The organism is Nitrosomonas ureae (genome assembly GCF_001455205.1).
GTDB classification, from domain to species: Bacteria; Pseudomonadota; Gammaproteobacteria; order Burkholderiales; family Nitrosomonadaceae; genus Nitrosomonas; species Nitrosomonas ureae.
Map to the genome: position 1 here is coordinate 34361 of NZ_CP013341.1, position 24974 is coordinate 59334.

The following is a 24974-nucleotide window of genomic DNA, read 5'->3' on the forward strand; positions in this document are numbered from 1 at the left end:
TACAATGGCGGTGCCTACGCTATAATTCGTCCTTATTCCTTATATTTGGTGGCTGATAACCCTTGACCAGCATAACTATTATCCGTCCAGATGATTGGCACTTACATTTACGAGACGGCGAGCAATTAAGCTTCGTACTACCGCATACAGCAAAACAATTTGCGCGCGCAATCATTATGCCTAATCTTAAACCGCCGATTGTAACAACCGATATGGCCTTATCTTACCGTGCAAGAATATTGGCCGCTTTACCTGAGCCTTTGCATGGCGCCTTTGATCCGCTCATGACGCTGTATTTAACTGATAATACAGTACCTTCAGAAATCATCCGGGCAACAGAGAGTAAAGCGATACAGGGAGTAAAACTGTATCCGGCCGGTGCAACGACAAATTCGGATGCCGGAGTGACCAATATTACCAAGTGCTATGCTACTTTGGAAGCAATGGAACAAAATAATCTGCCGTTGCTGGTGCATGGCGAAGTAACAGATGCCAATGTAGATGTATTTGATAGAGAAAAGATTTTTATCGATCGGATGCTAGCTCCGCTGACACGACGTTTTCCAAACTTGCGCATCATATTTGAGCATATCACTACCAATGATGCAGTAATGTTTGTAAAAGAAGCATCCAAATTTATTTCTGCCACGATTACAGCACATCACTTATTGTTGAATCGTAATGCGATTTTCCAAGGCGGTATCCGTCCTCATCACTTTTGCTTGCCTGTCTTGAAACGCGAAATTCATCGTCAAGCATTACTGAATGCGGCGACCAGTGGTAACCCGAAATTTTTTCTGGGTACTGACAGTGCACCGCACTCACAGAGCAATAAAGAAAATTCCTGTGGCTGCGCTGGCATTTACACAGCCCATGCCGCTATTGAATTATATGCCACAGCATTCGAACAGGCAGGTGCGCTTGACAAATTGGAAGCTTTTGCCAGTTTCTATGGTGCAGATTTCTATCAATTACCCCGCAATACCAGCCATATCACGTTAAAAAAAGAATACTGGACTGTTCCCGAGCAATTCGAATTTACAAATGAAAAATTGATCCCTCTTTATGCCGGAGAGAATTTAACTTGGAAAATGTCATAGTTATCAGAGGATATTTTGTACAATCACGGTACACCTGAATAATCTGCAAAATCAATTCCAATATTCTCTACTTTCTACAGTAATCGACTGAACCCTATAAGTTATTATTTTCTTTAGTCAATCACTTCCCCGATGTATCGTTAGCAATCAACAAGTGCAAGGCAGATCCTGAAAATTCGATGTAATAATTGGCTCTCTGATTAAGGTCAAAACTAAAAAATTATGTACTGACAATCATCATGACAGGCTACTACACCGGCATTAGAGCAACAATCGATTGAAAATATTTATAATATTCTATTTCTGCTAAAGCTTATCCGGTTATTACAATGCATCAAGAAACATTCAATAAATTTGCATTCAGCTCCTGTTAAGCCCACAACTTACACAATTGAAACCAAAATACAAAATAGATTGTTGTATTGCACTAAAGAACATAGATGAAGTTTATATAAAAATTCTTATGAATTATCTATGCCTTGGGTTTAATCAGGAGACAAATCATGAACGCAAAAAGCATTCTTATTGGACTCATAATAATTGGGACACTTTCTCTGAGTGGATGTGTGTCCACCCCTTACTATGGAGGCTTGGGATACTATCGAAGCACAGTCTACGGTTATGGACATCAATCGCCCATTTACATTAATCCAGGTTACATCGGAGCACATAAACACTTTATCGGCGGACCTAGGCATATGCGCGGAGGATACCAATACTTTATCGGTGGACATAAACACCTGCATGGAAGGCATAATTTCATCGGAAGACACTATCGAGGCGGATACCGTCGTTGATAAAAAAGATTAAATTTTGGCAATGCCTTCGGTATGAATATGCTTGACCTAAAATCCGCTTTCAATAATTGAGAAATCTGCTATCTTTGTTCATGACAAATTTCCAGCAGTTTCACTTTATCGCTGATTGTTCAAGATACCGGGTTGCTAATGTCGTATCCCATGATAATTTCTAAAAACTGTCATTTAATCTTGCTTCTGGTTGTGTTTTAAACTGGAAGGTTTTAGATTTTTTGGCAGCAAGATATAATATTCATTTTTTGCGGATTCATATGAAGCTTTTATTCGTATTATTGCTAACGTGTCTGGCTGTTTCATCAGCATCTGCACAGCAACAAGAAATTCCTGTAGCTGCTAAAGCTTTTATGCTATCAGATTATCAAACGGGACAAGTATTGGCTGGACAGAACGTACATGAACGCATAGAGCCCGCATCTCTCACTAAATTGATGACTGCTTATGTGGTATTTTCGGCATTAAAACAGGGACAGCTTGCGCTGGATCAAACCGCCGTAGTATCCGAAAGTGCTTGGCGCATGATTGGTTCACGCATGTTTATCGAGCCCAATAAACAGGTTACTGTGGATGAGCTAATCCGCGGAATGATCGTCCAGTCCGGTAATGATGCTTGCATTGCTCTGGCTGAAACCGTCGCAGGCTCGGAAGCAAACTTCGTGATTATCATGAATAAGGAAGCGAAGCGCCTAGGAATGCAGAACACACATTTCACCAATACAACCGGATTGCCTGACCCTAATCACTACACAACAGCCCATGATTTAATATTACTGGCAACAGCTATTATTCGTGATTTTCCGGATTTTTACCCACTTTATTCGTTAAAAGAATATACCTATAACAATATTACCCAACCCAATCGGAATCGGCTGCTATGGACCGATCCGCATGTTGATGGCATGAAAACAGGGTGGACTAAAACTGCCGGTTATTGCCTAATTACATCGGCAATACGGGATAAACGACGATTGATCTCAGTGGTCATTGGTGCCAAATCGGCCAACGCACGTAGTATAGAAAGTCAACGCCTGCTTAATTATGGATTTCAATTTTACGATACGCTGCATCTATACAAAAAAAATGATTCACTTGCCACCATTCATTTATGGAAAGGCACTCAGAATGAATTGAAAGCCGGATTTGACCGCGATGTTTTTTTTACCCTGCCCAAAGGTCAGGCTGACAAGTTAAAAGCCACCATGGAGTATAAACAACCTCTGATTGCGCCAGTTCAGCTTGGACAGGAAGTTGGCACGGTAAAATTTACACTCAATGATAAGACTGTCGAAATTTACCCTTTAGTAGCTCTAGAAAAGGTTGATTCAGCCAGCTTCCTGGGTCGTGCATGGGATAGTGTAAAATTGTTGTTTAATTAATCTACAACTTAACTCACAAAAAGAATCTCGCATGATATATCTGAATGGCAAGTTTATGCCTATCGAAGAGGCATTCATTCCTGTGTTGGACCGTGGTTTTATTTTCGGAGATGGTGTGTATGAGGTCATACCAGTATATTCACGCAAGCCTTTCAGACTTGCCGAACACCTCATACGACTGCAACACAGCCTGGATGGTATACGTCTGAAGAATCCATGCAGTAATGATGAATGGAGAAACATTTTAGAACAGATCATTGCCAATAATGACGGAGAAGATCAATATCTTTATCTGCACATCACCCGTGGAGTGGCCAAACGCGATCATGCATTTCCCGCGAACGTTTCCCCCACTGTTTTCATTATGAGCAATCCGCTGCCGCAGCCACCGGAAGAATTACTCAAAACTGGTGCATCGGCTATTACAGCTAACGATAATCGCTGGATCCGCTGCGACGTCAAAGCCATTTCTCTGTTACCCAACGTACTGTTGCGCCAATTGGCAGTAGATAGGCATGCACTTGAAACTATCTTGATCCGGAACCAATTCCTGACTGAGGGAGCCGCCAGTAATATCTTCATCGTAAAGGATAAAGTTCTGCTTGCCCCTCCCAAAAGTAATCTGATGCTACCCGGAATCACGTATGATGTGGTGCTCGAACTAGCTGCAGCCAATCAGATTCCTCATGAAATCCGGGAAATTTCTGAAACGGAAACGCGCATGGCTGATGAAATTCTGCTGACATCATCGACCAAAGAAATCATGCCGATTACCCTATTAGATAATCACCCCGTGGGAGATGGAAAACCAGGAGAATTGTTTAGGCAGTTGCATGCGCTCTATCAAGAATATAAAGCAACTCATATGCGCGGACAAGTCGTTTAACAAATTGATTCAAAATCAAGTTATCTTCGATTGGCAGTTATGACAGAACAAGCCTCATTAATTGAATATCCTTGTGATTTTCCAATCAAGATTATGGGGAAAGCACAACAGGATTTTACTCAAACAACACTGGCTATTGTCAAATACCACGCCCCGGATTTCGATGTTAACACTACGGCGATTAAAACCAGCAGGAATGGCACTTATTTAAGCCTCACCTGTACCATTCGCGCGACTTCCCGATCCCAGCTGGATGGTTTATATCAGGCGTTATCAGAACATCCCATGATCTCGGTGGTATTGTGATTATCCATGCGACACCAGCATTTATTATCTACTCATGCACAGCAGCGCTTTATTATAAAAACTATCGGGTTATCGGATTATCTGCCTGTCTGGCAGGCCATGAGGGATTTCACCCAAGCCAGAACTGTTCAAACCCACGATGAAATCTGGTTATTACAGCATCCGCCCGTGTTTACTCAAGGCATTGCAGGAAAGGACGAGCATTTATTAAACAGTCATGGCATTGATGTCATTAAAACAGATCGTGGCGGTCAAATCACCTATCATGGGCCGGGGCAGATTGTTGCTTATTTGCTGCTGGATATACGCCGACTAAAACTCGGCGTACGCGAATTGGTCAGAAACATGGAAAGTGCTGTAATTGATTTATTGAAGAGCTATCATATCGATGCATCAGGACGGATCGAGGCACCGGGTGTTTACGTCAACAACGCTAAAATTGCATCATTGGGACTCAAAATCAAGAAAAGTTTCTGTTATCACGGCATCGCTTTGAATGTGGATATGGATCTGACTCCATTCTCCTACATTAATCCATGCGGTTATCAAGGCCTACAAGTTACACAAACCAAAGATCTGGGCATTCCCGATGGATTAGAAATAATAAGTAACAAGCTAGCAGATCAATTACAAGTAAAACTTCTTAAAGGATAATCAGCTTATCATCATGACCACCGATACCCGGCAAAAAGGCACTGACAAAACTGCGCGCAATCCTGTCAAAATAGCCCCGCAATCACGCAACGATCTGTTGCGTAAACCTTCGTGGATTCGCGTTCGTTCATCCAGTAGCGAAAACTATTACGAAGTTAAACGGTTATTGCGCGAACATAAGCTTCATACGGTCTGCGAAGAAGCATCATGCCCCAATATCGGTGAATGCTTTGGAAAAGGAACAGCAACTTTTATGATTCTGGGCGATTTATGTACACGCCGCTGTCCTTTTTGCGATGTCGCTCATGGCAGACCCAAGCCACCGGATCCCGAAGAACCGTTACATCTGGCACAATCAATTGCGGCGATGCGATTGAAATATGTGGTGATCACCAGTGTAGATCGTGACGATTTGCGCGATGGCGGTGCTCAACACTTCGTCAATTGTATCCGCGAAATACGTGTTCACTCACCAACCACGAAAATCGAAACCTTGGTCCCGGATTTTAGAGGTCGTCTTGAAATTGCTCTGGAAAAACTCACAGCTTGTCCGCCGGATGTTTTAAACCATAACCTCGAAACCGTACCCAGATTATACAAGCAGTGTCGGCCCGGCGCAGACTATAACAATTCATTGAAATTATTAAAAGATTTCAAGAATAATTTTCCTCATATCCCGACAAAATCAGGTTTGATGCTAGGCTTGGGAGAAACAGACGAGGAAATTATGGAAGTATTGCATGATTTGCGGAGACACAATGTGGAAATGCTGACTATTGGTCAATATTTACAGCCCAGTATCGGTCATTTACCAGTCATGCGTTACGTTACACCCGAAGCATTTAAAGCTTTCGAGCATGCCGCACTTGCGATGGGATTTAGTCACGCCGCTTGTGGACCAATGGTGCGCTCCAGCTATCACGCCGATCAGCAAGCCCACGAATCGGGTTTACTTTAGTAGCATAGCGGTATGCCCATACAATTTATTGATAACTAGGAATTAATAATCTCAAAATCATGCGTGATCTTAACCGTTTGTTTGAGCATAATCGAAGCCGAGCAATATTTCTCAGAGGACAAATTTATCGCTCGTTCTACCTGCTGTAGATTCAAATTGCGACCTGTAATAATGAAATGCAAATGAATATGAGTAAATACTTTTGGGTCGACAGGTGCGCGCTCAGCTTCAATTTCCACTTCGCAATCGGCAATATCCTGACGGCTTTTTTTCAGAATCAGCACCACATCAAATGTAGTGCAGCCACCTAGCCCCATTAACAGCATTTCCATTGGACGTGGTCCCTGATTCTGTCCTCCTGCTTCAGGTGCGCCATCCATCAATATTGAATGGCCGCTGCCGGATTCAGCCACGAAACTAACGTTGCCTTTCCACTTAATACGAGTCTTCATTTTTACCTACCGCAATAATAAAAATTTTATGCAAACAAAAAGCCGACGCTTTTAGACGTCGGCTTTTCTGAATTCTGAATACTTAATTACTTCAGTGTCAGGATAAAATCAGCTAACACTTTAGCATTTTCCGGACTAACGTTAGCATTCGGTGGCATTGGGATCGGACCCCAAACTCCATTGCTTCCTTTTACAATCTTATCTGCCAGATACGCAGACGCATCAGCTTGATCTGCATATTTAGCGGCAATATCTTTCAGGCTTGGGCCCACTAACTTAGTATCAACATTATGGCAATTCAAACAACCACTGTTTTTCGCCAGATCGGCATCCGCTTGTGCAACACCGGCTAAGAAAAAGGCAGATGCAGCTACTGCTCCAATTAATACTTTTTTCATATCTCTTCCTTATTAAAATTATAAATGGGCTGATATTCTAACCCGAACTTTACAGACTTGCAGCAATTCCTATAAGTTTTGTGATTTTCAACGTTCAATCTGTTGCTCTACATCCTCACACACTTACCACCCCAACTGCAGGCTCTGATGATACTGCCTTGCTGAGACTTCGGAGTAAATTATTTAGTTCCAGTGAACACGCATGAGCTAAATAATATCGATAAAGCACGGAATCAATCCGTTATTGCACCTGCACTGGCACTTGATACCAGTTTTGCATATTTTGCCAGAACTCCACGCACATAACGCGGCGGCGGCGATTGCCAGGATGCACGGCGCTGCGCAAGCACATCATCAGGCACGTTCAATTGCAACAATCGCCGTTCGGCATCAATGGTAATTGAATCCCCTTCCTGCACCAGTGCAATGGTTCCACCGACAAAAGCTTCCGGTGCCACATGGCCCACCACCATGCCATATGTCCCACCGGAAAAACGCCCATCGGTAATCAGTCCAACCGAATCACCCAAACCTTCGCCGATCAAAGCGGAAGTCGGTGACAACATTTCACGCATTCCCGGGCCGCCTTTAGGGCCTTCGTAACGAATGACCACTACGTCACCGGGTTGAATTTTGCGCGCCAGGATTGCCGCCATGCACGTTTCTTCCGATTCAAATACACGCGCAGGCCCGGTAATGTTCGGATTTTTAATTCCGGAAATTTTCGCCACGCACCCTTCAGTGGATAAATTACCTTTTAAAATAGCCAGATGTCCTTGCGCATACATTGGGTTGTCCCATTGGCGAATCACATTCTGATCGGCACGTGGTATATCCGGAATTGCTTTCAGCACTTCCGCAATAGTTTGTCCACTGATCGTGAGGCAATCTCCGTGTAACAGCTCGTGATTCAGCAACATTTTCATCACTTGCGGGATTCCACCCACCCGATGCAAATCAGCGGTCACATAACGTCCAGATGGCTTAAGATCACACAGTACCGGCACTTTACTACGCATCCGCTCGAAATCATCAATGCTCCACTCGACTTCAGCCGCATGCGCAATCGCCAGAAAATGCAGGATGGCATTGGTCGATCCGCCCACTGCCATAATTACAGCCACAGCATTTTCAATCGACTTACGTGTGATGATGTCGCGTGGCAGGATTTGCTTTTTGATAGCATTAACCAATACCTCGGCAGATTGTCCGGTGCTGATCAATTTATCATCGTCTTCAGCCGACATCGTGGAAGAATATGGCAGGCTCATACCCATCGCTTCAAACGCGGATGACATCGTATTGGCAGTAAACATGCCACCGCAGGAACCTGCGCCCGGGCAAGCATTACGCTCAATCTGCAGCAATTCCTGATCATCAATCTTATGTGCGCTGTGCTGTCCCACCGCTTCAAATACGCTGACAATAGTCAGATCCTGATTTTTATAATGCCCCGGCTTGATCGTGCCACCATAAACAAAAATTGCCGCCACATTCATGCGTGCAATCGCAATCATTGCACCCGGCATGTTTTTATCGCAACCACCGATAGCAATCACACCATCCATACTTTCCGCCTGCACACAGGTTTCAATCGAATCCGCAATAACTTCTCGCGAAACCAAAGAATACTTCATGCCCTCCGTACCCATTGATATCCCGTCTGACACCGTAATGGTGCCGAACATCTGTGGCATGGCACCCGCTTGCCTTAATGCTGATTCAGCTTTTAACGATAGCTCGTTCAATCCCTTATTACACGGTGTAATCGTTGAATAGCCATTAGCAACTCCGACAATCGGTTTATTAAAATCCTCATCGTTAAAACCGACTGCACGCAACATGGCACGGCTAGGCGCGTGTTGAGTACCCTGAGTAATAGCCTGGCTACGTTTATTATCTGGCATGCTTGCTCCTGAATAAGATAAAAATACAATCTATGACACGTTGTATACCAGCGCAATTGGTATAATGGACGATATTTTACCGTAAATAAGGCCAAAACTATGCTCGTTCACCCGCAAATTGATCCGGTGGCCATCTCGCTAGGACCGCTTTCCGTGCATTGGTATGGATTGATGTATCTGCTTGGTTTTGTGGCGTTCATTCTGCTCGGGCGATATCGTATCAAACATAACCCGCACACCACTTTTACCTATGAAATGCTTGATGATGCTCTCTTTTACGGCATGCTGGGGGTAGTAGTGGGTGGACGGTTGGGACATGTGCTGTTCTATCAGTTTGGCTATTATCTAGAGTATCCGCTGCATATTTTCGCCATATGGGAAGGCGGCATGTCTTTTCATGGTGGATTTCTGGGCGTCTTTGTTGCGATGATATTGCTCGCCCGCAAATATCATCTGCCATGGCTTGCGGTAACTGACTTTGTCATCCCATTGATTCCACCCGGATTGGCCGCTGGCCGCATTGGCAATTTCATCAATGGCGAATTATGGGGACGCCCTACCGATGTTCCATGGGGTATGATTTTCCCGTATGTTGACAACTTTCCCCGTCATCCTTCCCAGTTATATCAATTTGCACTCGAAGGTGTGGCGCTATTCATTTTCATCTGGATTTACTCAGCCAAACCACGCGCAACTGGCGCGATCACAGGTGCCTTTATGATCGGCTACGGTGTTTTACGTTCCTTCGCAGAATTTTTCCGTGAACCGGAAGATGGCTTCATGGGTGTACTGACTTTAGGTATCACAATGGGGCAATGGCTATCAATTCCAATGATTCTGGCAGGAATAGCAGCCATTATTTGGTCACGACACCACACCAACCCTGTTCAACCACGTGTTAATTCAAGAAAACATAGCAAAAATAAAAGACATAACACCTAATGGAAACCATTAGATAAAAAACAGGGTTTCCCCAATATACTCGCTACATCAAGTGAAGCTATTATGACAGTCATCAATCTACCACTGGAGAAACTGATCATGAAAGCGCAAAAATTCTTAACATTCATCTCTGTTTTGGCATTCAGCTTAGCTGCTTCATCAGTATTCGCCGTAGAAGTAAAAGGTATTGATGACAACGATCATGCCGCGTTGACACAGCATTATGAAAATGTTGCCAAAGAAGCCGAAGCAAAGTTACAAAAAAACAAAGCTGCACTCGAAGATTACGAAGCTCACGCTTATTACTATGGTAGACAAGGTCAGGATTTTAAATCGCATACAACCGCTAATATCCGCGAATACGAGGAAGTTTTGGCAGAAAGCCTTAATAATGCGGATCTACACAAAAAAATAACAATGGATCATGAAAATTCATCAATCAACAAAGCCCGGGTTAATCTTGATCAAAATACATCAGCAATCAGATAATTAGTAGCAACGCATAGGATCTGCGAAAGATCCAATAGAGAACTGACAGCCGCCGGGTAACCGGTGGCTTTTTTTATTCCGACAACGCGCTTCTATCAATTATTTTAACCGAACTACCGCCTAGCGCAGTTTGGGTACAGACGACTCAAGTCATCTACCCCCACCAGGTTAAATACACATGAACCAGCACCTTTAAAATCAGGATCACTGCCTAAAGACGGTATTTTTTACCAAATGTATGGAAATAAAATACAAGTTATCACATTTTCCGGATAGGTATCGAGTGATCACGCATTTCCAGAAACTAAACGCTTAGCTGGAAACCAAATATTAAACCGGCTACCCTTGCCTACTTTGCTAATAACTTCCAGGCGCGCCTCATGTCGGTTCAGAACATGTTTGACAATTGCCAGTCCAAGGCCTGTGCCACCAGTTTCTCTTGAACGACTGTTATCAATACGGTAAAAACGCTCCGTCAACCGCGGAATGTGCTCTGGTTCAATCCCGATCCCGCTATCTTGAACAAAGAACAACCCTTGATCATGGCGTTTTTCCCAGCTAATGATTATTTCCCCGCCGTCCGCAGTATAACGAATCGCATTACTGACCAAATTACCAAAAGCACTACGGAGTTCTTCCTCACTCCCCAAGAGCTGATCTTGCGAAGCAACATTTAATTTGATTTGATGCCGCCCTGCACTTAGAGATTCCGCATCTTGCAAGAGATCTTGCGCCAAGCTCACTACATTTACTATCTTCTCGTTGACCTTATTCTGCTCATTTTCCAGACGTGACAGAATCAACAAATCTTCAATCAACCGCTGCATGCGAGTTGTTTGCTCAGTCATCAATGCCAAGGCCCGCTTATTGAAACTGCTACTAACATTATCATCAGCAGATAATGTTTCAAGAAAACCACCGATGACGGTAAGCGGTGTGCGCAATTCATGCGAAACATTAGCAATAAAATCGCGCCGCATCGTCTCTATTTTTTCAAAACGCGTAATATCGCGACTGATTAGAAGCTTCTGGTTATAACCATAAGGCACCAATTGCAAGGAGATAATCAATCCTTGCAATCGGGTCTGCTTTAGAATTAATGGACTACTATATTGACGTGCTGTCAGATATTCAACAAACGGTATCTGCCTCACCAAATAGGTAATCTGCTGACCGACATCCAATGCAAGACTGATACCTAAATGCTGCTCCGCAACCTGGTTACACCATTCAATACGATCATTCATATCGAGGATAACAATGCCATCTGGCATAGCGGAAGTAACGCTTTGCATTCGCTTTAAGGCAATACTAAGCATTTCCTGACTCTGACTATGTTGACGCACGTAGCGCGCCAAATGGGCATATACCTCATCCCAAGCTCCGGAACCGGCTGGGATGCTTGCTGGAGAATGATCAGAAAGCTGTAGCCAGCGCTCTAACAAGACCAAATGACGAATATGATGAAACACAATCCAGAGCATAATCACACTGAAAAAAATCAGTGCTTTCACAGCACCAAAGATCATCCATAGTAACGCTGTAATGAAGACAAGAAAAAGAATATTTGATGAACGCTGCCAGATATCAGACACTTAAGAACTACCTACAATAAGATGATTGTCCGAGAAAATTTACAATCATTACTAAAATTAACCGAGCTTGAGCAAGCATCACAATACACATGGATCAACGTTCTGATCGAGCAGAATTACCACTGTAACACTTTCTGACACAAGCATTATCAGATCTCCTTATTTGAAGCATCAGGGAGAGCTAAGGCAACTGCCGAGAACCGATAACCTGCACCCCTTACAGTTTGTATCCAGTTGTCTTTACCCGACCATTGCAAAGCTTTTCGTAACCGGCGAATATGCACGTCCACAGTACGCTCTTCGACAAATACATGATCACCCCATACTCGATCCAATAATTGGCTACGCGAATATGTGCGTTCGGTGTGTAACATCATAAAATGCAGCAAGCGATACTCTGTAGGTCCCAGTTCAATTTTTTTATTTCCGTCAGTAACACGATGATTGACGGGATCCAATCGCAATCCATGTATCTCAACTGCTTGCGCAGAAGCTTCCGGGATCAATCGACGCAAGACCGCGTTAATTCGTGCAATTAATTCACGCGGTGAGAAAGGCTTTGTCACATAGTCATCCGCACCTATCTCCAGGCCGACCACTTTATCCGCTTCCTGGGTTCGCGCTGTCAGCATAATAATCGGGATGAGGCGAGTGCGTTCATTGCGCCGTAGAATTCGTGCAAAATCTATTCCGGTCATATTGGGCAACATCCAATCCAACAAAATCAAATCCGGCAGTGCATCATGGATGATTGTCATTGCTTTCTCCGCATCCTCAGCACAGATGCTTTCATATCCCGCTTGCTGCAAATTATAGGCAATCAGCTCCCGAATAGCCGCTTCGTCTTCCACAATCAGTATTTTTACGCTCATGCTTGTATTCCTGCATCAATAATTTTTTGCACAGTTTGCTACAATGGAGCCATTGCATATCCTTAATTCATCATATTAAATAAAGAACATGGCTGGTTTAACCAAACACACACCGCATCCGACAGAAATCAAGTTGCATCAGAAATCCGGAATTCTGGATATTACTTTTTCTGATGGCAAATCCTTTCAATTCTCATGTGAATTTTTGCGCGTTCATTCACCTTCTGCCGAAGTAAGTGGCCATGGTCCGGGGCAAGAGGTACTGCAAACCGGTAAGAAGACGGTCGGTATCAGCAAAATTGATCCTGTTGGTAATTATGCCATACAACTTAATTTCACCGATGGTCATAATACAGGGCTTTATTCATGGGATCTGTTATATAACTTTGGTCTTAATCAGGATACAATGTGGCAACGTTACTTGCGGCGCTTAGAAGCAGCCGGTGCCAGCAGGGAACTCGAAATTAAACCTCAAAAGACGAATCACTCCTGTAAGTAACTTATTATCAATAATTATTCACACGCCACATCCAATTCTATTTAAATTAATGTCATGACTAAAACAACTCATTTTGGTTTTAATACTGTTGCAGAAGATGAAAAGGCAGGCAAAGTCGCTGAGGTTTTTCATTCTGTCGCGGAACGCTACAATTTAATGAACGATCTCATGTCAATTGGAATGCACCGGTTATGGAAACGTTTTGTGATGGAAACCAGCGGAGTAAAAGCTGGTGACAAGGTATTGGATATCGCCGGAGGCACTGGAGATTTAAGCGTACTATTTTTACAGAAAGTAGGAAAATCCGGGCAGGTGTGGCTAACTGACATTAACAATTCCATGCTTTCGATCGGACGTGACCGCCTGATCGATGAAGGTACACCGACTCCGGTCGCTCAATGTGATGCCGAGAAATTACCTTTTCCAGACAATTACTTTAACTGCGTCAGTGTCGCGTTTGGTTTGCGAAATATGACCCATAAGGATATCGCACTCAAAGAAATGCTACGGGTCATAAAACCAGGCGGAACGGTTCTGGTATTGGAATTTTCCAAAATTTGGAAGCTGCTTCAGCCTGCCTACGATGCTTATTCGTTCAAATTACTACCCGCAATGGGAAAAATGATTGCAAATGACGCGGAAAGCTATCAATATTTGGCGGAATCCATTCGCATGCATCCTTCCCAAAATGAATTAAAAGAACTTATGGAGCAGGTTGGCTTTGAGCGCGTGGAGTATTTCAATCTTACCGCAGGCATTGTAGCGCTCCATCGAGGATATAAATTTTAACCCCCTTCTCGATTCATCTTTGTATTTGAATATACAGCTGAGTGACAGGCAGCACGAAATCAAAGCAGTTTATCACCGGGCCATACGCCACCCAATATAGTCAGAATCTTGCGAGAAATCATCCCAAACAAACAATGGTTCAGGGGTTGGGTAAGTTGGAAGCCAAAAAGTGGCAAAATCCAATACACCAGATCCAGTACGACCTGCAGTATGAAAAACACCCCATAACAATCCTTCGGCAGCACCTATGACAGCATTGCTATCTCTCTGACTCCACAAATTAATATTTTTTGGTAACTCCATCCATCCGGTGGCTATATTCGCAATACCACTTACAATTTTCGTGCCTGCCCTGTTAACATAAACTCTGCTGGAAATTTCTTCCATGGCCTGAACCTGCGACGAAAAAATAAAACACAGCAACATCCCCAAGACTAATTGTTTAATTATTTTCATTATTTATATCTCCTCCAGTTATTTTAAACCTAGCGATTATCAATCCATTGAAATATTCAGAGCATGATATCGAATATAGTATGATTGAAACTCGGTTAATTAACTACGGAGAGACTCAAAAATGTCTAATATGTTGGAAATTGTTTTATATTCTGCAATTGCATTAGTTGCGGGATTACTGGTTGCACAGTTTATCAATGAGAAATTTCGCAAATAATACTGCTCAAGAACCTTTCATGAAGCCTTGTGCTGCTAATTCCAATGAGCATCTTATCCTTATTCATCTTCAATCTTCATCGCTCTTTTTTGCCCGATTGCTGATAACCGCTAATTGCTACGCAACTGCAAAATGAGTCAATGAGAGATACGCCCAAAATCGATAAATCCGGCGCATTCAGGTAACATAGTTTTTAAAGAAAAAACTGACTAACTTATACGCAATCGATAGATCGATCTTTAATTACGAAAAAAATCTAAAAAATGACAAAACTAATATTGATAATCACATTGATACTTTCATTGATTCTATATGGATATTATGCAGTAACCGGTAATGAATCAGTATTGGCGCCCATACTGCTTGGCCTCCTTGTTTCATTTATTTGTTCGATGCTATTGCTGACAAAGAAATAGCGAGCGGCGAAAACCCAATCTTCATGAAATATATGCAAACCAGGGCACAGTCACTTACAGAATCTTTCGCTAATGTTACTATTGGTTATTTCGTAGCTTTAGTCGCACAAATGATCGTATTTCCGCTTTATGAAATAGAGGTCAGCGTAAGCCAAAACATTCAAATCGGATTAATTTTTACGGCTGTTTCGATAGCGCGCAGTTATCTGTTGAGACGATTTTTTAACCATTACCATCACCGATCCGCAAGATAGAGTAGTCATATACGAACAAATTTTATCGATGACATAAAATATCTCCGCCAGTGTATTCTCATCAAAATCTGCAAAACCAAAAGTATCTATCTGATCTACCCGCCAAGATTCCTATTTACCATTTTTAGAATTGCTTCAGACATTATCCACCGTCAATGCCGCACAAAATAGATGAATTCGAGCGTACACTTGACGGCAAATTCAAACGTAAATAATCAAGATAGACACTTTCTCAAAGCCCACCCAAAGCTAGTGCATTAATAACCGTATGAATATTTCTATTGATCAATTCTACAATTCAAACTAAAGCTTACAGCAAGAGTCTTACCAACAAACTCACACATTGAATTTGTTGTATAACGATTGAATTAATACATTGCACCGGAGCAATTTCCGATAAATCGTGGGAGAAGAATCATGAAACCATTTTTACTATTGCTTTGTTTGCTACTGAGCGCCTGCGCCGGATTACCCTCTGCAATTGAAAATGCGCCGGCAATAAACGTTTCCTATCAACAAATCAGCCATGACATCAATAATTATAAAGACGCGCCTGTTCGCTGGGGAGGTGTGATTATTGACGTAGAAAATGAAGCGCATGCAAGTCTGATACAGGTTTTATATTACCCTCTCGATTTCAGTGGCCGCCCGCAGGTACACAAAGCAGGTGCAGGCCGCTTTGTAGTTAAAAGCGCCGAATTTCTGGATCCGGCTGTCTATGCCAAAGATAAAGAAATTACTGTTGCCGGGGTAATTACTGGGGATATTGAACAAACCGTTGGCAAAAGAGTTATTCAAGTACCATTGCTATCTGCAACGGCAATTCATCTTTGGCCGACCTACCCTAATTATAATGACTACCGGGGATACTACGGACCTTATCCTTATTTTGGCTATCCAGGTTACTATCCTTATTTCCGTGGCGGGTTTTATGGGCCCTATTACCGTTGGTAATTCACAATTATTTTAGTCGCAACTGAATAATCGCCTATGCATCAGCAATAGTCACAGTGTTAAAAGAAGTCTGTTGTACTGGTTTCTTTTTTATCGAAAACATACCCATTCTCCAAAAGGTTTTCGTAAAAATGCAGTTGATTCTTGCCGTTCTGTTTGGCATGATAAAGCGCTTGGTCTGCGCGCCCGATAATTTCGGAAGCCAGGTAATTCAATTCATTAATCAAAGTTGCACCCATGCTGATCGTCACAGTCTCAATTTGCGGAAAGTGATATTCCTGAATCCTATTGCGAAAACGCTCCAGTGCTTTATAGGCCTCTTCCTTATCGGGTGCACGAAAAATCACCACAAACTCCTCTCCGCCAAAGCGAAACAATAAATCCCTTGCGCGGAAATTTTGCTTCATCACATAGGATAATAACAGTAAAACCTCATCTCCCATGATATGGCCAAACCGGTCATTGATCGACTTAAAATCATCTATATCAATGATAGCAAGGCAGAATTTTTCTGTTTCCACCTTTGGCCTTCTCCGGTTCAATATATTACCGTCATGGTCTTGGCCAACATCAGGGCCCACAGTGAGTGCGCTTATTTTCTTGATATTTACTTCAAAAGTCTGACGATTCAATAAACCGGTTAGTTTGTCTTTCTGACTTTCATCCAGCAGACTACGGAAATTATGCGTAATACTCAGCAAGCTGGAAATGATCAGCATTTCTCCTTCAGTCAATGGATGAGGAAGCTCAAAAGTCAACATCTCCTCAATTTTGTTCGCGGCCAGTATGGGGTACACCACCAGATACCGGTCTCCCTGGTAATGAATATAAGGCTTCCTGGTTGTCTCCATCCATAGCTGGGCGGATTTGATTTCCTCAGGAATCGTTATTTCGGAGGTATAAATCTCCTGTGATTCTGAAAGTTGTCTTTTACTATCATCCTGAATCAAATCAATCGAATAAGTAGATAGCCAGCACGTAGCATTGGTCTGATCAAGCTTATACATTGAAATCTGATTAATACTTAAAAGTTCAGCCAAAGTTTTCAATAAACTGAACTCGAACAATTCAATGTCCCGAATTGTAGTCAAAGATACTAATTTATTAAGCAGGGAAGGTGGTGCAACATCTTTTTTATTAAGCATATATAAGATTCTGATGGCAAGACAATATGGTGATTATAGCCATATTACTCAGTAGGGAAAACTTCAAAATCAATAAAATGAACCTAAAATCCCACTCGAACAAACCCATTAAACACGAGGCCGAAGATTTGCCATTGAAAACTCCGAGATGCCGCGATGCCTGAAAAATTCCCCCAAAATTAGTAGTAGAATACCCGCAGACTTGCATACCAGGATTAACTATCCGGGCAGTTCTGACAATCAACACGATACTCAGCAGCCAGTCATTTGATAAGCAAAGGAGAAAATAATCTATACCAAATAACTAAGGATTCTGAGCTCGTTTTTAGCGCCCGACGGCGACGCAAATAATTTCTCGACCACCCGTTAAACGACAAAAATTGATGAAAGGAATAAAATCATGCATGTAACCATCGTCACTGTTTCAGTCAACCCGGAAAAAGTGGAAGCCTTCAAGGAAGCTTGCCGATACAATCACGAAAATTCCATCCTTGAACCGGGTAATATGCGCTTCGATATTTTGCAATCCGCGGATGATCCAGCAAAATTTGTCTTTTACGAAGCCTATAAAACCCAGCAGGACGCAGCCGCCCATAAAGCAACCGCGCATTACCTGGCATGGCGCGATACCGTCGCGGACTGGATGGCTGAACCCCGCCAAGGTGTCGTCTATCAAGGTTTATATCCGATCGTGAACAACTCCGATGCTTAATTTCTCTATCGCCCGGCTGCCACGCATCGAATTTGGCACGGGTGTTATCAAAAAACTGCCGGATATCATTACAGGCTATGGGCCGAATATTTTGCTTGTCACGGGTGCACGCTCGTTCTTGAGTACCCGCCATGGGCAATCTTTTCTGGATCAACTCAAACAGCGTGCGATTACTTTGCAGCATTGCATGATTGCAGAAGAACCCTCCCCCGCTCTGATCGATGATCTTGTCAAAACTTTTGCGAATGAAACTTTCGATGCCGTGATCGGAATCGGTGGCGGCAGTGCATTGGATGCTGCCAAAGCCGTTGCCGGCCTGATCAAAATACAACGCTCTGTCATGGATTATCTCGAAGGCGTCGGTCCGGAGTTACCGTACCACGGCCCAACCATTCCATTCATTGCCGTCCCTACCACCGCTGGCACCGGCAGCGAAGCCACCAAAAATGCCGTACTCAGCGTGCAAGGCGAAAACGGGTTCAAGAAATCCTTCCGCCACGACAAACTGGTCGCCGAATACGCCATCGTCGATCCGGATTTGCTCGCCAGTTGCCCGCCCAGTGTGATCGCCGCCAACGGCATGGATGCGTTGACACAACTGCTGGAATCCTATGTTTCCATCAAATCCAACGCCTTCACCGATGCTCTGTCGATCAGCGGCTTGCAAGCCATGCACGATGCACTGATCCCGCTTTACCATCAGCAAGGGGAACTTGCACAACATCGCGAAAAAATGGCCTATGCCGCATTGCTATCGGGTATTACGCTGGCGCAAGTCGGCCTCGGTTCGGTGCATGGCCTGGCCTCACCATTGGGTGCGTTTTACCCGATTCCGCACGGTGTCGTCTGCGGCACCCTGGTTGCATCCGCCACGCGAATCAATATTCAAAGCCTGCTGACGCGGGAACCCACCAACAAAGCACTGGCAAAGTACCTGCATGTCGCAGAAATTCTCTGCCAGAAACGCTTCATCGATCCCCAAGCCGCGTACAACACATTAATTGATCTGTTGGCACAATGGACCAACGAACTCACCCTGCCGCGACTGTCGCATTACGGACTGCAGGAAACCGCATTAGATAAAGTCATCGCCAACTGCCGCGGCAGTAGCATGAAAACCAACCCTATTGTTTTGACCGATGAAGAAATCAGGCGGATTTTGCTGGAACGTTTATGAGAATAGAATCCAGAACACAAGTAAACATCCCACAGGACTAATCTCTCCCTTTCAGTATGATTACTGAAAAATCATCACTGCCGCCTGCCCGGCGCGCGGCCTTCCAAGCATTCACCAGTTCCGGCTCGGAATCATCGGTAAAAAGCGCGGCGATCCGCGTATCATCCAAGGCTTCATTCAGTCCGTCGCTACACAGCAGAATGCGTTCCCCAGACTGCAATTGATGCGTGGCAATATTGACCCTAAAGTCGTCACATTCGGGATCTGCAATGAACTGGCAAGTGAGGCCGTGCACGATACTGGCCGAATCAGCAGCCTGACCAGCAACCATCTCACCATCATCAATGAGATCGTTTAACAATGTATGATCGCGGCTCAGCAGTTGCGCCTGGCCATCCACCAGAAGATAAGCGCGTGAATCCCCGACATTAAAAACGGTTACCGCATTTTCAAGCAAACGCACCCCAACCAGCGTCGCCGCCATGCCATAAAATCTGGGATTACCACTCAATGCCCCGTAATCTTGCTGCACACGCTGCAACAGTGGGGATAACGATTCTGTGGCTGTTGATACCGCAAGATGCTTATGTAGAATTTCCAATAAGCACCAGCTTGCGATACGTGGGCGCGTTCCGATTGCGACACCGTCGGCAATGGCAAAATAACAGGCCTCTGTAGCATCAACAACACCATGCTCCCGTACATTGCCTTGGTGTACCTGGCCATCCAGCAACAACGCATCTTCATTATGCGATTTACCTCGTTCACGTTGACTGAAGGCCGCGAACTGGAAATTTTTCATAGTTCATATAACCGTCGAAAAGTAGCGTAATTATTAACTACCACCATCCATATCGGTTGAAATTTTTCCTGACAAAAGCTCCAGACTGTGATGCTTAACAAAAGCTTTATGTACGCGATTAGCAAGCTCAAAAAATTTTCCCGCAAGTTCTTCCTTTTTTATTGACATCCAAGGTGCTGCACTTGAACTCCAGCTTCTGTACTCATCACTAAATTCTTTTTTATTTATCCGATTCCACCATGGAAACCTTTCGCTCTTTTTACCTGAAGAACCAAATTGGTCACTCATAACTTCGTTGATTTTGTTCCAAATGACATCATCTCTTTTCATGGAACCATCTTCTTGCATAATACCCCAGTCAAGACTCCCTAATTCTGAAGCTTGAAATTCAAAGCGCAGCAAAAATTTTTGCTCCTCATTAAATTTCACATTAAAACCATAGCCGCTTTTCCAAATAGCATCATCCCAGACAAGTACAAAGCCTTCGTCTTTTAATTTTTTTTCCAGATCATCATGAAACTCCTTTAGTAACTTTTCTTTAACCTTCCTCAAAACGATTGAAACATGGAAAGCAGATTCAATATTTTGGGGTAAGCTAAGAATCAGATTCCTGATTTCATTTTCTTCTGACATCTCCAATTCTCCATTCACACTCATTCGTATAAATTTTGCAAGTTCTTCAATAAATAGACGCACAATTAGAGCCTTCGATTTACAAGCACAATCTTCAAGCCATTCAACAATCGTTGAATAATTCAACCGGACGAATTTTTCTTCACTCACAGCTTTTTTGATCACTTCCTTTTTTGCACCACTATGATCCGATGGCTCGTTATTACTGAGATAAATCAGTCGCCAGTCATTGCCAGCTGCTTCTTTCTCAATGAATGACGCATAATCACTCAATTGATTTTCTTGATCTCCAGCCCACGGCTTATTCTCAATGCCAATAATTTCCCCGCTCTCAAACTTTAAAAGAATATCAATCCGCCTTTGATCATTGGCCTGCTCTTCTAAACGAACTGACTTAATCTTAGTGTTTCCTGACCATTTTATTTTTTCTAGCTTTAGGAGTTTTAAGAATTCTTCTAAAAATACTTCTTTCTGTCCATGCTTTCCCTTCGGATTTAATAGATCAGCAATACAACGCGACAAACCTATTTCATCCGTACGCAAGTAATCAAATATACTGAAGCCCGGTGCAAGCCTATCGGCGAACCGCTCTCTTGCTTCATTTAAGGTCGCAACTTTAAATGTCACTTCCTTAAGTAGCGAATTTATCTTTTCTTGCACTATTGCTCCTTTACATTTTATTTAAAAGCTTGTTCATTAAATATCCGGGGTGTTTGAGCATCAGGCAGAGATTCAGACCGGTACGACCGGAAAACACTTGCCACAGACATACCCTGGCATAAGTATCCAGTTTGCAATATGCCAGAAGTTGCTGTTGAGTCCGGGTCTTGCGTTCTGATGTGGTATCCGGGTGAATACCTTCAGTGAAAGCTTCCATGGCCATGCCGCCATCCAATGCAATGTATTTTGACGTCATTCAGACACCACGGCAGGCAATACTTTCTTGATGCTCCAGCTACTCTGCGGGCTCGGATGATAATGACGTTCACGCGCTATCGGCAGCAGGTCGAAAGTAAGAGAAAACAAAACCGGCGGATATTATTACTTGCGATGCGTCATTTTGCATCGCATGGTGCCAATCAACATGAATTTTTAAGGATGCATTGCCTATATCAGTCAATATTTCTCTACGAAAACACTTCACCCAAAAAATTCTCAATCGACCGATACGCCCGATTTGCCGCGATTTCCTTGTATACCGTGCCAAAGCCGGGATTATTGGCTTTGGGGTTGGTAAAGGCGTGCATTGTGCCGCCGTAAACGTGCACTTGCCAATCCACATTCGCTTGGGTCATCTCGGTTTCAAATGCGAGCACTTGCTCGGGCGGTACCATCGGGTCGTCGTGACCGTGCAGACAGAGCACTTTTGCAGTGATGTTTGCATTGGCGACATTGCCCGGCGCAAGAATGCCGTGAATACTGATCACGCCTTGCACATCCGCACCGGAACGCGCCAGTTCCAATACACACATGCCGCCGAAACAATAGCCCATCGCGACAACTTTGGCAGCATCGACCTGTGGCAATTGGCGCACGGCATGCAAGGCGGCGGTGATTCTGCGCCGTAACAGAGCGCGATCCTGGGCAAACGGCGCCATCAAGGCACCATTCTTTTCCGCATCGCCATCAGCACCGAAGATACCTTTACCGTACATATCCAACGCAAAGCCGACATAACCCATATCGGCGATTCTTTCCGCGCCTTTGCAGGCCATTTCGCGCCGTCCGCTCCAGTCATGCGCAACCAATACTACGGGTTGAACCTTGCCGGTGTCGTGATAGGCCAGATAGCCCTCCAAACTTGTATTTCCATCCAGATAATCGATCGTTTTTGTAATCATGTCATTACCTCTTCTCGCAAATAATAGGGTGCGTTGTCAATTAAAACAGTGATAATCTTATGATGCAATGTTAATGTATTTGTATGAAAACTCATTCAAAGGACTCGATTATGACCCCTAAACTCAAATCATTATTAACCGGCATTTCCGCGTTTACGTTGTATACCGCGTCCGTTCAGATCTCAGCGCAGGATTTTCCTACACAAAAAACTCTACCGCTTGAATTATCAACCCAGGCTGCGATGGCGGCAATCAAAAAATGCCACGACGATGGATTTAAAGTCAGCGTGGCTATTGTGGATCAATCAGGTTTGCTCAAGGTGCAGTTGAAAGCCGATGGCGCCGGGCCGCACACGCTCGATAGCAGCCGCCGCAAGGCCTATACCGCCAACAGCTTGCGTGATTCAACGCATAAATTTGCGATGCTGGTAACGCAAAAACCGGAATTGCAAAGCTTAACGCGCTTGAACGAAAGCATCCTGTTATTGGGCGGCGGCTTTCCGATAAAAATCGGCGGTGAAGTGGTGGGTGGCATCGGCGTCGGCGGCGCGCCAGGGATTGAATATGATGAAGTCTGCGCCAGCGCGGCACTGAAAGTTTTGAAAGCGGACGATACGTTTGAGAAGAAGTGATAGGTGATTATTCTTTCCGCATCATGACGGCATACGTGATGAACATTTCCTCCAGAAACAGGCGCGAATTAAGCGGATGATGCGACAGTTGTTGTTTAATGTAGAGTTCGCGGGTAAATCTCACGCACTCAACTAGGCTGATTTGCTCACTTAACGCTTGAATGGCTTGCGATTGCTTCAAATAGTAGCGGATTTTTCCGGTAGTGTGATAACTGACCAAATCATAGCACCATTTTTGCAGCCAACTGACCACGGTTGACAAACTCGTTTGCTGCAACGCTCCCGCCAGCATCAGTGGATCAAACTGCTTGGGATGAGCTATGTGCCGGATGAATTGTTCATAGTGCGCTGCGTACTCCCCCTTATCCAACAGCAATGCGGATAAGGGTGCATAACCCGCGGCAGCGAGCTTGCCTTCAGGATCACTGACCGCTTGCTGTTGCAACCACGCCACGGAAGATTCGACATCCGGTATCGGCATCGAAATCTGCTGACAGCGACTGCGTATGGTCGGCAGCAAATGCTGCGCCTGGTGCGTGATCAGTATGAACAATACATTTTCTGGCGGCTCTTCGAGTTTTTTCAGCAATGCATTGGTTGAGGCGGTATTCATCGTTTCCGCAGGATAGATCAGAATAATCTTGTAACCGCTTTGATGGCCGGTCAGATAAACAAAATCAGTCAATTTCCGAATCTGCTCGATGCTGATTTTCTGGCTGACACTTTTCTTGGCGCTAGCGCTGCCGGATTTCTCTTCACCTTCTTCCTTTTCGCCACTTCCCCCGGAAATTACAGCGAGCGCTTCCGGCATCACAAGATAAAAATTAGGATGGCTATCGTGTTCAAACCAGCCACAACTCAAACATTCTCCGCAAGCCTCATGATCAGCCATGGGTGCAGTGCAGAGCAATGATTTCGCCAGTTGGCGCGCAAAATCATATTTGCCGATGCCCTGCTTACCTTTAAGCAATAACGCATGCCCCAGGAATTGACGGTTACGCATCAATTTCGACCAGATTTCCTGTTGCCAGCGATAAATTTCACTCATGATGCAATAAGGACTGCAATACTTGTTCAACCGCAGCTTTGACTTCCGGTAACGATCGATTGCTGTCGATAATTTTGATACGATCAGAAAACCGCTGCGCTCTATCCAGATACGCTGCACGCACTCTCAGGAAGAAATCGGCTTGCTCTTGCTCGAATCGATCCACGACTCCTCCCCGACTGACACGTTGTTGCCCCACATCCGCCGGGACATCGAAATACAATGTCAAATCCGGCTGCAATGTACCTTGCACCCATTGCTCCAGAATGTCCAGTTTAGCGCTATTCAACCCCCTGCCTCCACTCTGATAGGCAAAGCTGGCATCAGTGAAACGATCCGACAACACCCATTGATCCTGCGCAAGAGCGGGCAAAATCACTTTATCCAAATGTTCACGCCGCGCTGCGAACATCAGTAATGTTTCGGTTTCCGCATGCATGGTGATGGATTTATCCAGCAGCAGTGCGCGCAACTGCTCACCCAATGCTGTCCCGCCCGGTTCGCGCGACACCACAACCCGTTTTCCTGCGCGTTGCAATAGTTCGGCTATCCATGCCAACTGGGTCGATTTGCCCGCACCGTCGATACCTTCCAGCGTAATGAATTTGCCTTGCTTCATGTGATTCCGGTTTTCAAGTTTGGTTAAGCT

29 protein-coding genes are annotated in these 24974 nt (G+C 44.2%); 16 read left to right on the forward strand and 13 right to left on the reverse strand.

The window, feature by feature from the left end; translation table 11 throughout:
• Positions 1 to 62 precede the first annotated feature (62 nt).
• The 7 genes from pyrC to lipA all read left to right on the forward strand — a co-directional run bounded on the left by pyrC (position 63) and on the right by lipA (position 6095).
• The gene (pyrC, locus tag ATY38_RS00225; RefSeq protein WP_062557513.1) at positions 63 to 1100 is read left to right on the forward strand and encodes a dihydroorotase; all 1038 of its coding nucleotides are present in this window, start codon (positions 63 to 65) and stop codon (positions 1098 to 1100) included.
• A gap of 564 nt (positions 1101 to 1664) precedes the next feature.
• The gene (locus ATY38_RS00230; protein WP_158441749.1) at positions 1665 to 1910 is read left to right on the forward strand and encodes a hypothetical protein; all 246 of its coding nucleotides are present in this window, start codon (positions 1665 to 1667) and stop codon (positions 1908 to 1910) included.
• Between the two features lie 259 nt (positions 1911 to 2169).
• Positions 2170 to 3291 carry a D-alanyl-D-alanine carboxypeptidase family protein gene (locus ATY38_RS00235; RefSeq protein WP_062557515.1) on the forward strand — a complete coding sequence of 374 codons (1122 nt, stop codon included), beginning with the start codon at positions 2170 to 2172 and terminating at the stop codon, positions 3289 to 3291.
• 31 nt (positions 3292 to 3322) lie between these two features.
• Positions 3323 to 4177 (forward strand): D-amino acid aminotransferase, encoded by an 855-nt coding sequence (locus tag ATY38_RS00240; protein ID WP_062557516.1) that lies wholly within the window; start codon positions 3323 to 3325, stop codon positions 4175 to 4177.
• Positions 4178 to 4216: 39 nt separating this feature from the next.
• Positions 4217 to 4483: an HP0495 family protein gene (locus ATY38_RS00245; RefSeq protein WP_062557517.1), complete on the forward strand. Its 267-nt coding sequence runs from the start codon at positions 4217 to 4219 to the stop codon at positions 4481 to 4483.
• Positions 4484 to 4489: 6 nt separating this feature from the next.
• Positions 4490 to 5137, forward strand: coding sequence for a lipoyl(octanoyl) transferase LipB (gene lipB, locus ATY38_RS00250; protein ID WP_062557518.1), 648 nt, complete (start codon positions 4490 to 4492; stop codon positions 5135 to 5137).
• A gap of 13 nt (positions 5138 to 5150) precedes the next feature.
• A complete protein-coding gene (gene lipA, locus ATY38_RS00255) occupies positions 5151 to 6095 on the forward strand; it encodes a lipoyl synthase (protein WP_062557519.1) in 945 nt (314 codons plus the stop codon).
• A gap of 35 nt (positions 6096 to 6130) precedes the next feature.
• Here the strand turns inward: lipA and ATY38_RS00260 are convergent, their stop codons facing one another.
• The 3 genes from ATY38_RS00260 to ilvD form a co-directional block, all read right to left on the reverse strand.
• A complete protein-coding gene (locus tag ATY38_RS00260; RefSeq protein ID WP_062557520.1) occupies positions 6131 to 6547 on the reverse strand; it encodes an OsmC family protein in 417 nt (138 codons plus the stop codon).
• An 86-nt stretch (positions 6548 to 6633) separates the two neighbouring features.
• Positions 6634 to 6945: a c-type cytochrome gene (locus ATY38_RS00265; protein WP_062557521.1), complete on the reverse strand. Its 312-nt coding sequence runs from the start codon at positions 6943 to 6945 to the stop codon at positions 6634 to 6636.
• Positions 6946 to 7178: 233 nt separating this feature from the next.
• The gene (gene ilvD / locus ATY38_RS00270; protein ID WP_062557522.1) at positions 7179 to 8852 is read right to left on the reverse strand and encodes a dihydroxy-acid dehydratase; all 1674 of its coding nucleotides are present in this window, start codon (positions 8850 to 8852) and stop codon (positions 7179 to 7181) included.
• A 99-nt stretch (positions 8853 to 8951) separates the two neighbouring features.
• Between ilvD and lgt the strand changes: the two genes are divergently transcribed.
• Together lgt and ATY38_RS00280 are read left to right on the forward strand one after the other, a co-directional pair.
• Entirely contained in the window at positions 8952 to 9794 is an 843-nt protein-coding gene (gene lgt, locus ATY38_RS00275; RefSeq protein ID WP_062557523.1) for a prolipoprotein diacylglyceryl transferase, read from the forward strand.
• Positions 9795 to 9893: 99 nt separating this feature from the next.
• On the forward strand, positions 9894 to 10283 hold the full coding sequence (locus ATY38_RS00280) for a hypothetical protein (RefSeq protein ID WP_062557524.1): 390 nt from the start codon (positions 9894 to 9896) through the stop codon (positions 10281 to 10283).
• A 287-nt stretch (positions 10284 to 10570) separates the two neighbouring features.
• Here ATY38_RS00280 and phoR read toward each other — a convergent pair whose 3' ends face one another.
• Positions 10571 to 11878: a phosphate regulon sensor histidine kinase PhoR gene (phoR, locus tag ATY38_RS00285; RefSeq protein WP_062557525.1), complete on the reverse strand. Its 1308-nt coding sequence runs from the start codon at positions 11876 to 11878 to the stop codon at positions 10571 to 10573.
• 149 nt (positions 11879 to 12027) lie between these two features.
• The gene (phoB, locus tag ATY38_RS00290; protein ID WP_062557526.1) at positions 12028 to 12750 is read right to left on the reverse strand and encodes a phosphate regulon transcriptional regulator PhoB; all 723 of its coding nucleotides are present in this window, start codon (positions 12748 to 12750) and stop codon (positions 12028 to 12030) included.
• An 88-nt stretch (positions 12751 to 12838) separates the two neighbouring features.
• On the opposite strand from phoB, the gene ATY38_RS00295 reads away from it, so the two are divergent.
• Positions 12839 to 13249, forward strand: coding sequence for a gamma-butyrobetaine hydroxylase family protein (locus ATY38_RS00295; protein ID WP_062557527.1), 411 nt, complete (start codon positions 12839 to 12841; stop codon positions 13247 to 13249).
• Between the two features lie 54 nt (positions 13250 to 13303).
• Complete coding sequence (gene ubiE / locus ATY38_RS00300) at positions 13304 to 14038, forward strand: bifunctional demethylmenaquinone methyltransferase/2-methoxy-6-polyprenyl-1,4-benzoquinol methylase UbiE (protein ID WP_062557528.1); 735 nt, start codon at positions 13304 to 13306, stop codon at positions 14036 to 14038.
• A gap of 72 nt (positions 14039 to 14110) precedes the next feature.
• Here ubiE and ATY38_RS00305 read toward each other — a convergent pair whose 3' ends face one another.
• Positions 14111 to 14494, reverse strand: a complete 384-nt coding sequence (locus tag ATY38_RS00305; protein ID WP_062557529.1) for an exosortase system-associated protein, TIGR04073 family — start codon at positions 14492 to 14494, stop codon at positions 14111 to 14113.
• Between the two features lie 665 nt (positions 14495 to 15159).
• On the opposite strand from ATY38_RS00305, the gene ATY38_RS17160 reads away from it, so the two are divergent.
• Positions 15160 to 15381, forward strand: coding sequence for a DUF7220 family protein (locus ATY38_RS17160; RefSeq protein WP_074701452.1), 222 nt, complete (start codon positions 15160 to 15162; stop codon positions 15379 to 15381).
• 417 nt (positions 15382 to 15798) lie between these two features.
• Entirely contained in the window at positions 15799 to 16335 is a 537-nt protein-coding gene (locus ATY38_RS00315) for a Slp family lipoprotein (RefSeq protein WP_062557530.1), read from the forward strand.
• Between the two features lie 59 nt (positions 16336 to 16394).
• Here ATY38_RS00315 and ATY38_RS00320 read toward each other — a convergent pair whose 3' ends face one another.
• Positions 16395 to 17342, reverse strand: coding sequence for a GGDEF domain-containing protein (locus ATY38_RS00320; protein ID WP_158441750.1), 948 nt, complete (start codon positions 17340 to 17342; stop codon positions 16395 to 16397).
• Between the two features lie 538 nt (positions 17343 to 17880).
• Here ATY38_RS00320 and ATY38_RS00325 point away from each other — a divergent pair.
• Positions 17881 to 18192: an antibiotic biosynthesis monooxygenase gene (locus tag ATY38_RS00325; RefSeq protein WP_062557532.1), complete on the forward strand. Its 312-nt coding sequence runs from the start codon at positions 17881 to 17883 to the stop codon at positions 18190 to 18192.
• A complete protein-coding gene (locus ATY38_RS00330) occupies positions 18185 to 19369 on the forward strand; it encodes an iron-containing alcohol dehydrogenase (protein ID WP_062557533.1) in 1185 nt (394 codons plus the stop codon). The genes ATY38_RS00325 and ATY38_RS00330 overlap by 8 nt, the downstream gene beginning before the upstream one ends.
• Before the next feature lie 37 nt (positions 19370 to 19406).
• On the opposite strand, the gene ATY38_RS00335 is transcribed toward ATY38_RS00330, so the two are convergent.
• The 4 genes from ATY38_RS00335 to ATY38_RS00350 form a co-directional block, all read right to left on the reverse strand.
• A complete protein-coding gene (locus ATY38_RS00335) occupies positions 19407 to 20171 on the reverse strand; it encodes a PP2C family protein-serine/threonine phosphatase (protein ID WP_062557534.1) in 765 nt (254 codons plus the stop codon).
• A 33-nt stretch (positions 20172 to 20204) separates the two neighbouring features.
• On the reverse strand, positions 20205 to 21464 hold the full coding sequence (locus ATY38_RS00340; protein ID WP_062557535.1) for a PDDEXK-like family protein: 1260 nt from the start codon (positions 21462 to 21464) through the stop codon (positions 20205 to 20207).
• Positions 21465 to 21474: 10 nt separating this feature from the next.
• Positions 21475 to 21720, reverse strand: coding sequence for a hypothetical protein (locus tag ATY38_RS00345; RefSeq protein WP_062557536.1), 246 nt, complete (start codon positions 21718 to 21720; stop codon positions 21475 to 21477).
• Positions 21721 to 21931: 211 nt separating this feature from the next.
• Positions 21932 to 22645, reverse strand: coding sequence for a dienelactone hydrolase family protein (locus ATY38_RS00350; RefSeq protein ID WP_062557537.1), 714 nt, complete (start codon positions 22643 to 22645; stop codon positions 21932 to 21934).
• Between the two features lie 110 nt (positions 22646 to 22755).
• Here ATY38_RS00350 and ATY38_RS00355 point away from each other — a divergent pair, with 110 nt between their 5' ends.
• Positions 22756 to 23277 (forward strand): GlcG/HbpS family heme-binding protein, encoded by a 522-nt coding sequence (locus ATY38_RS00355; RefSeq protein ID WP_062557538.1) that lies wholly within the window; start codon positions 22756 to 22758, stop codon positions 23275 to 23277.
• Positions 23278 to 23284: 7 nt separating this feature from the next.
• On the opposite strand, the gene holB is transcribed toward ATY38_RS00355, so the two are convergent.
• Together holB and tmk are read right to left on the reverse strand one after the other, a co-directional pair.
• Positions 23285 to 24325 (reverse strand): DNA polymerase III subunit delta', encoded by a 1041-nt coding sequence (gene holB, locus ATY38_RS00360; protein WP_062557539.1) that lies wholly within the window; start codon positions 24323 to 24325, stop codon positions 23285 to 23287.
• Positions 24318 to 24944, reverse strand: coding sequence for a dTMP kinase (gene tmk, locus ATY38_RS00365; RefSeq protein WP_062557540.1), 627 nt, complete (start codon positions 24942 to 24944; stop codon positions 24318 to 24320). Before tmk ends, holB begins: the two co-directional genes overlap by 8 nt.
• Positions 24945 to 24974 lie beyond the last annotated feature (30 nt).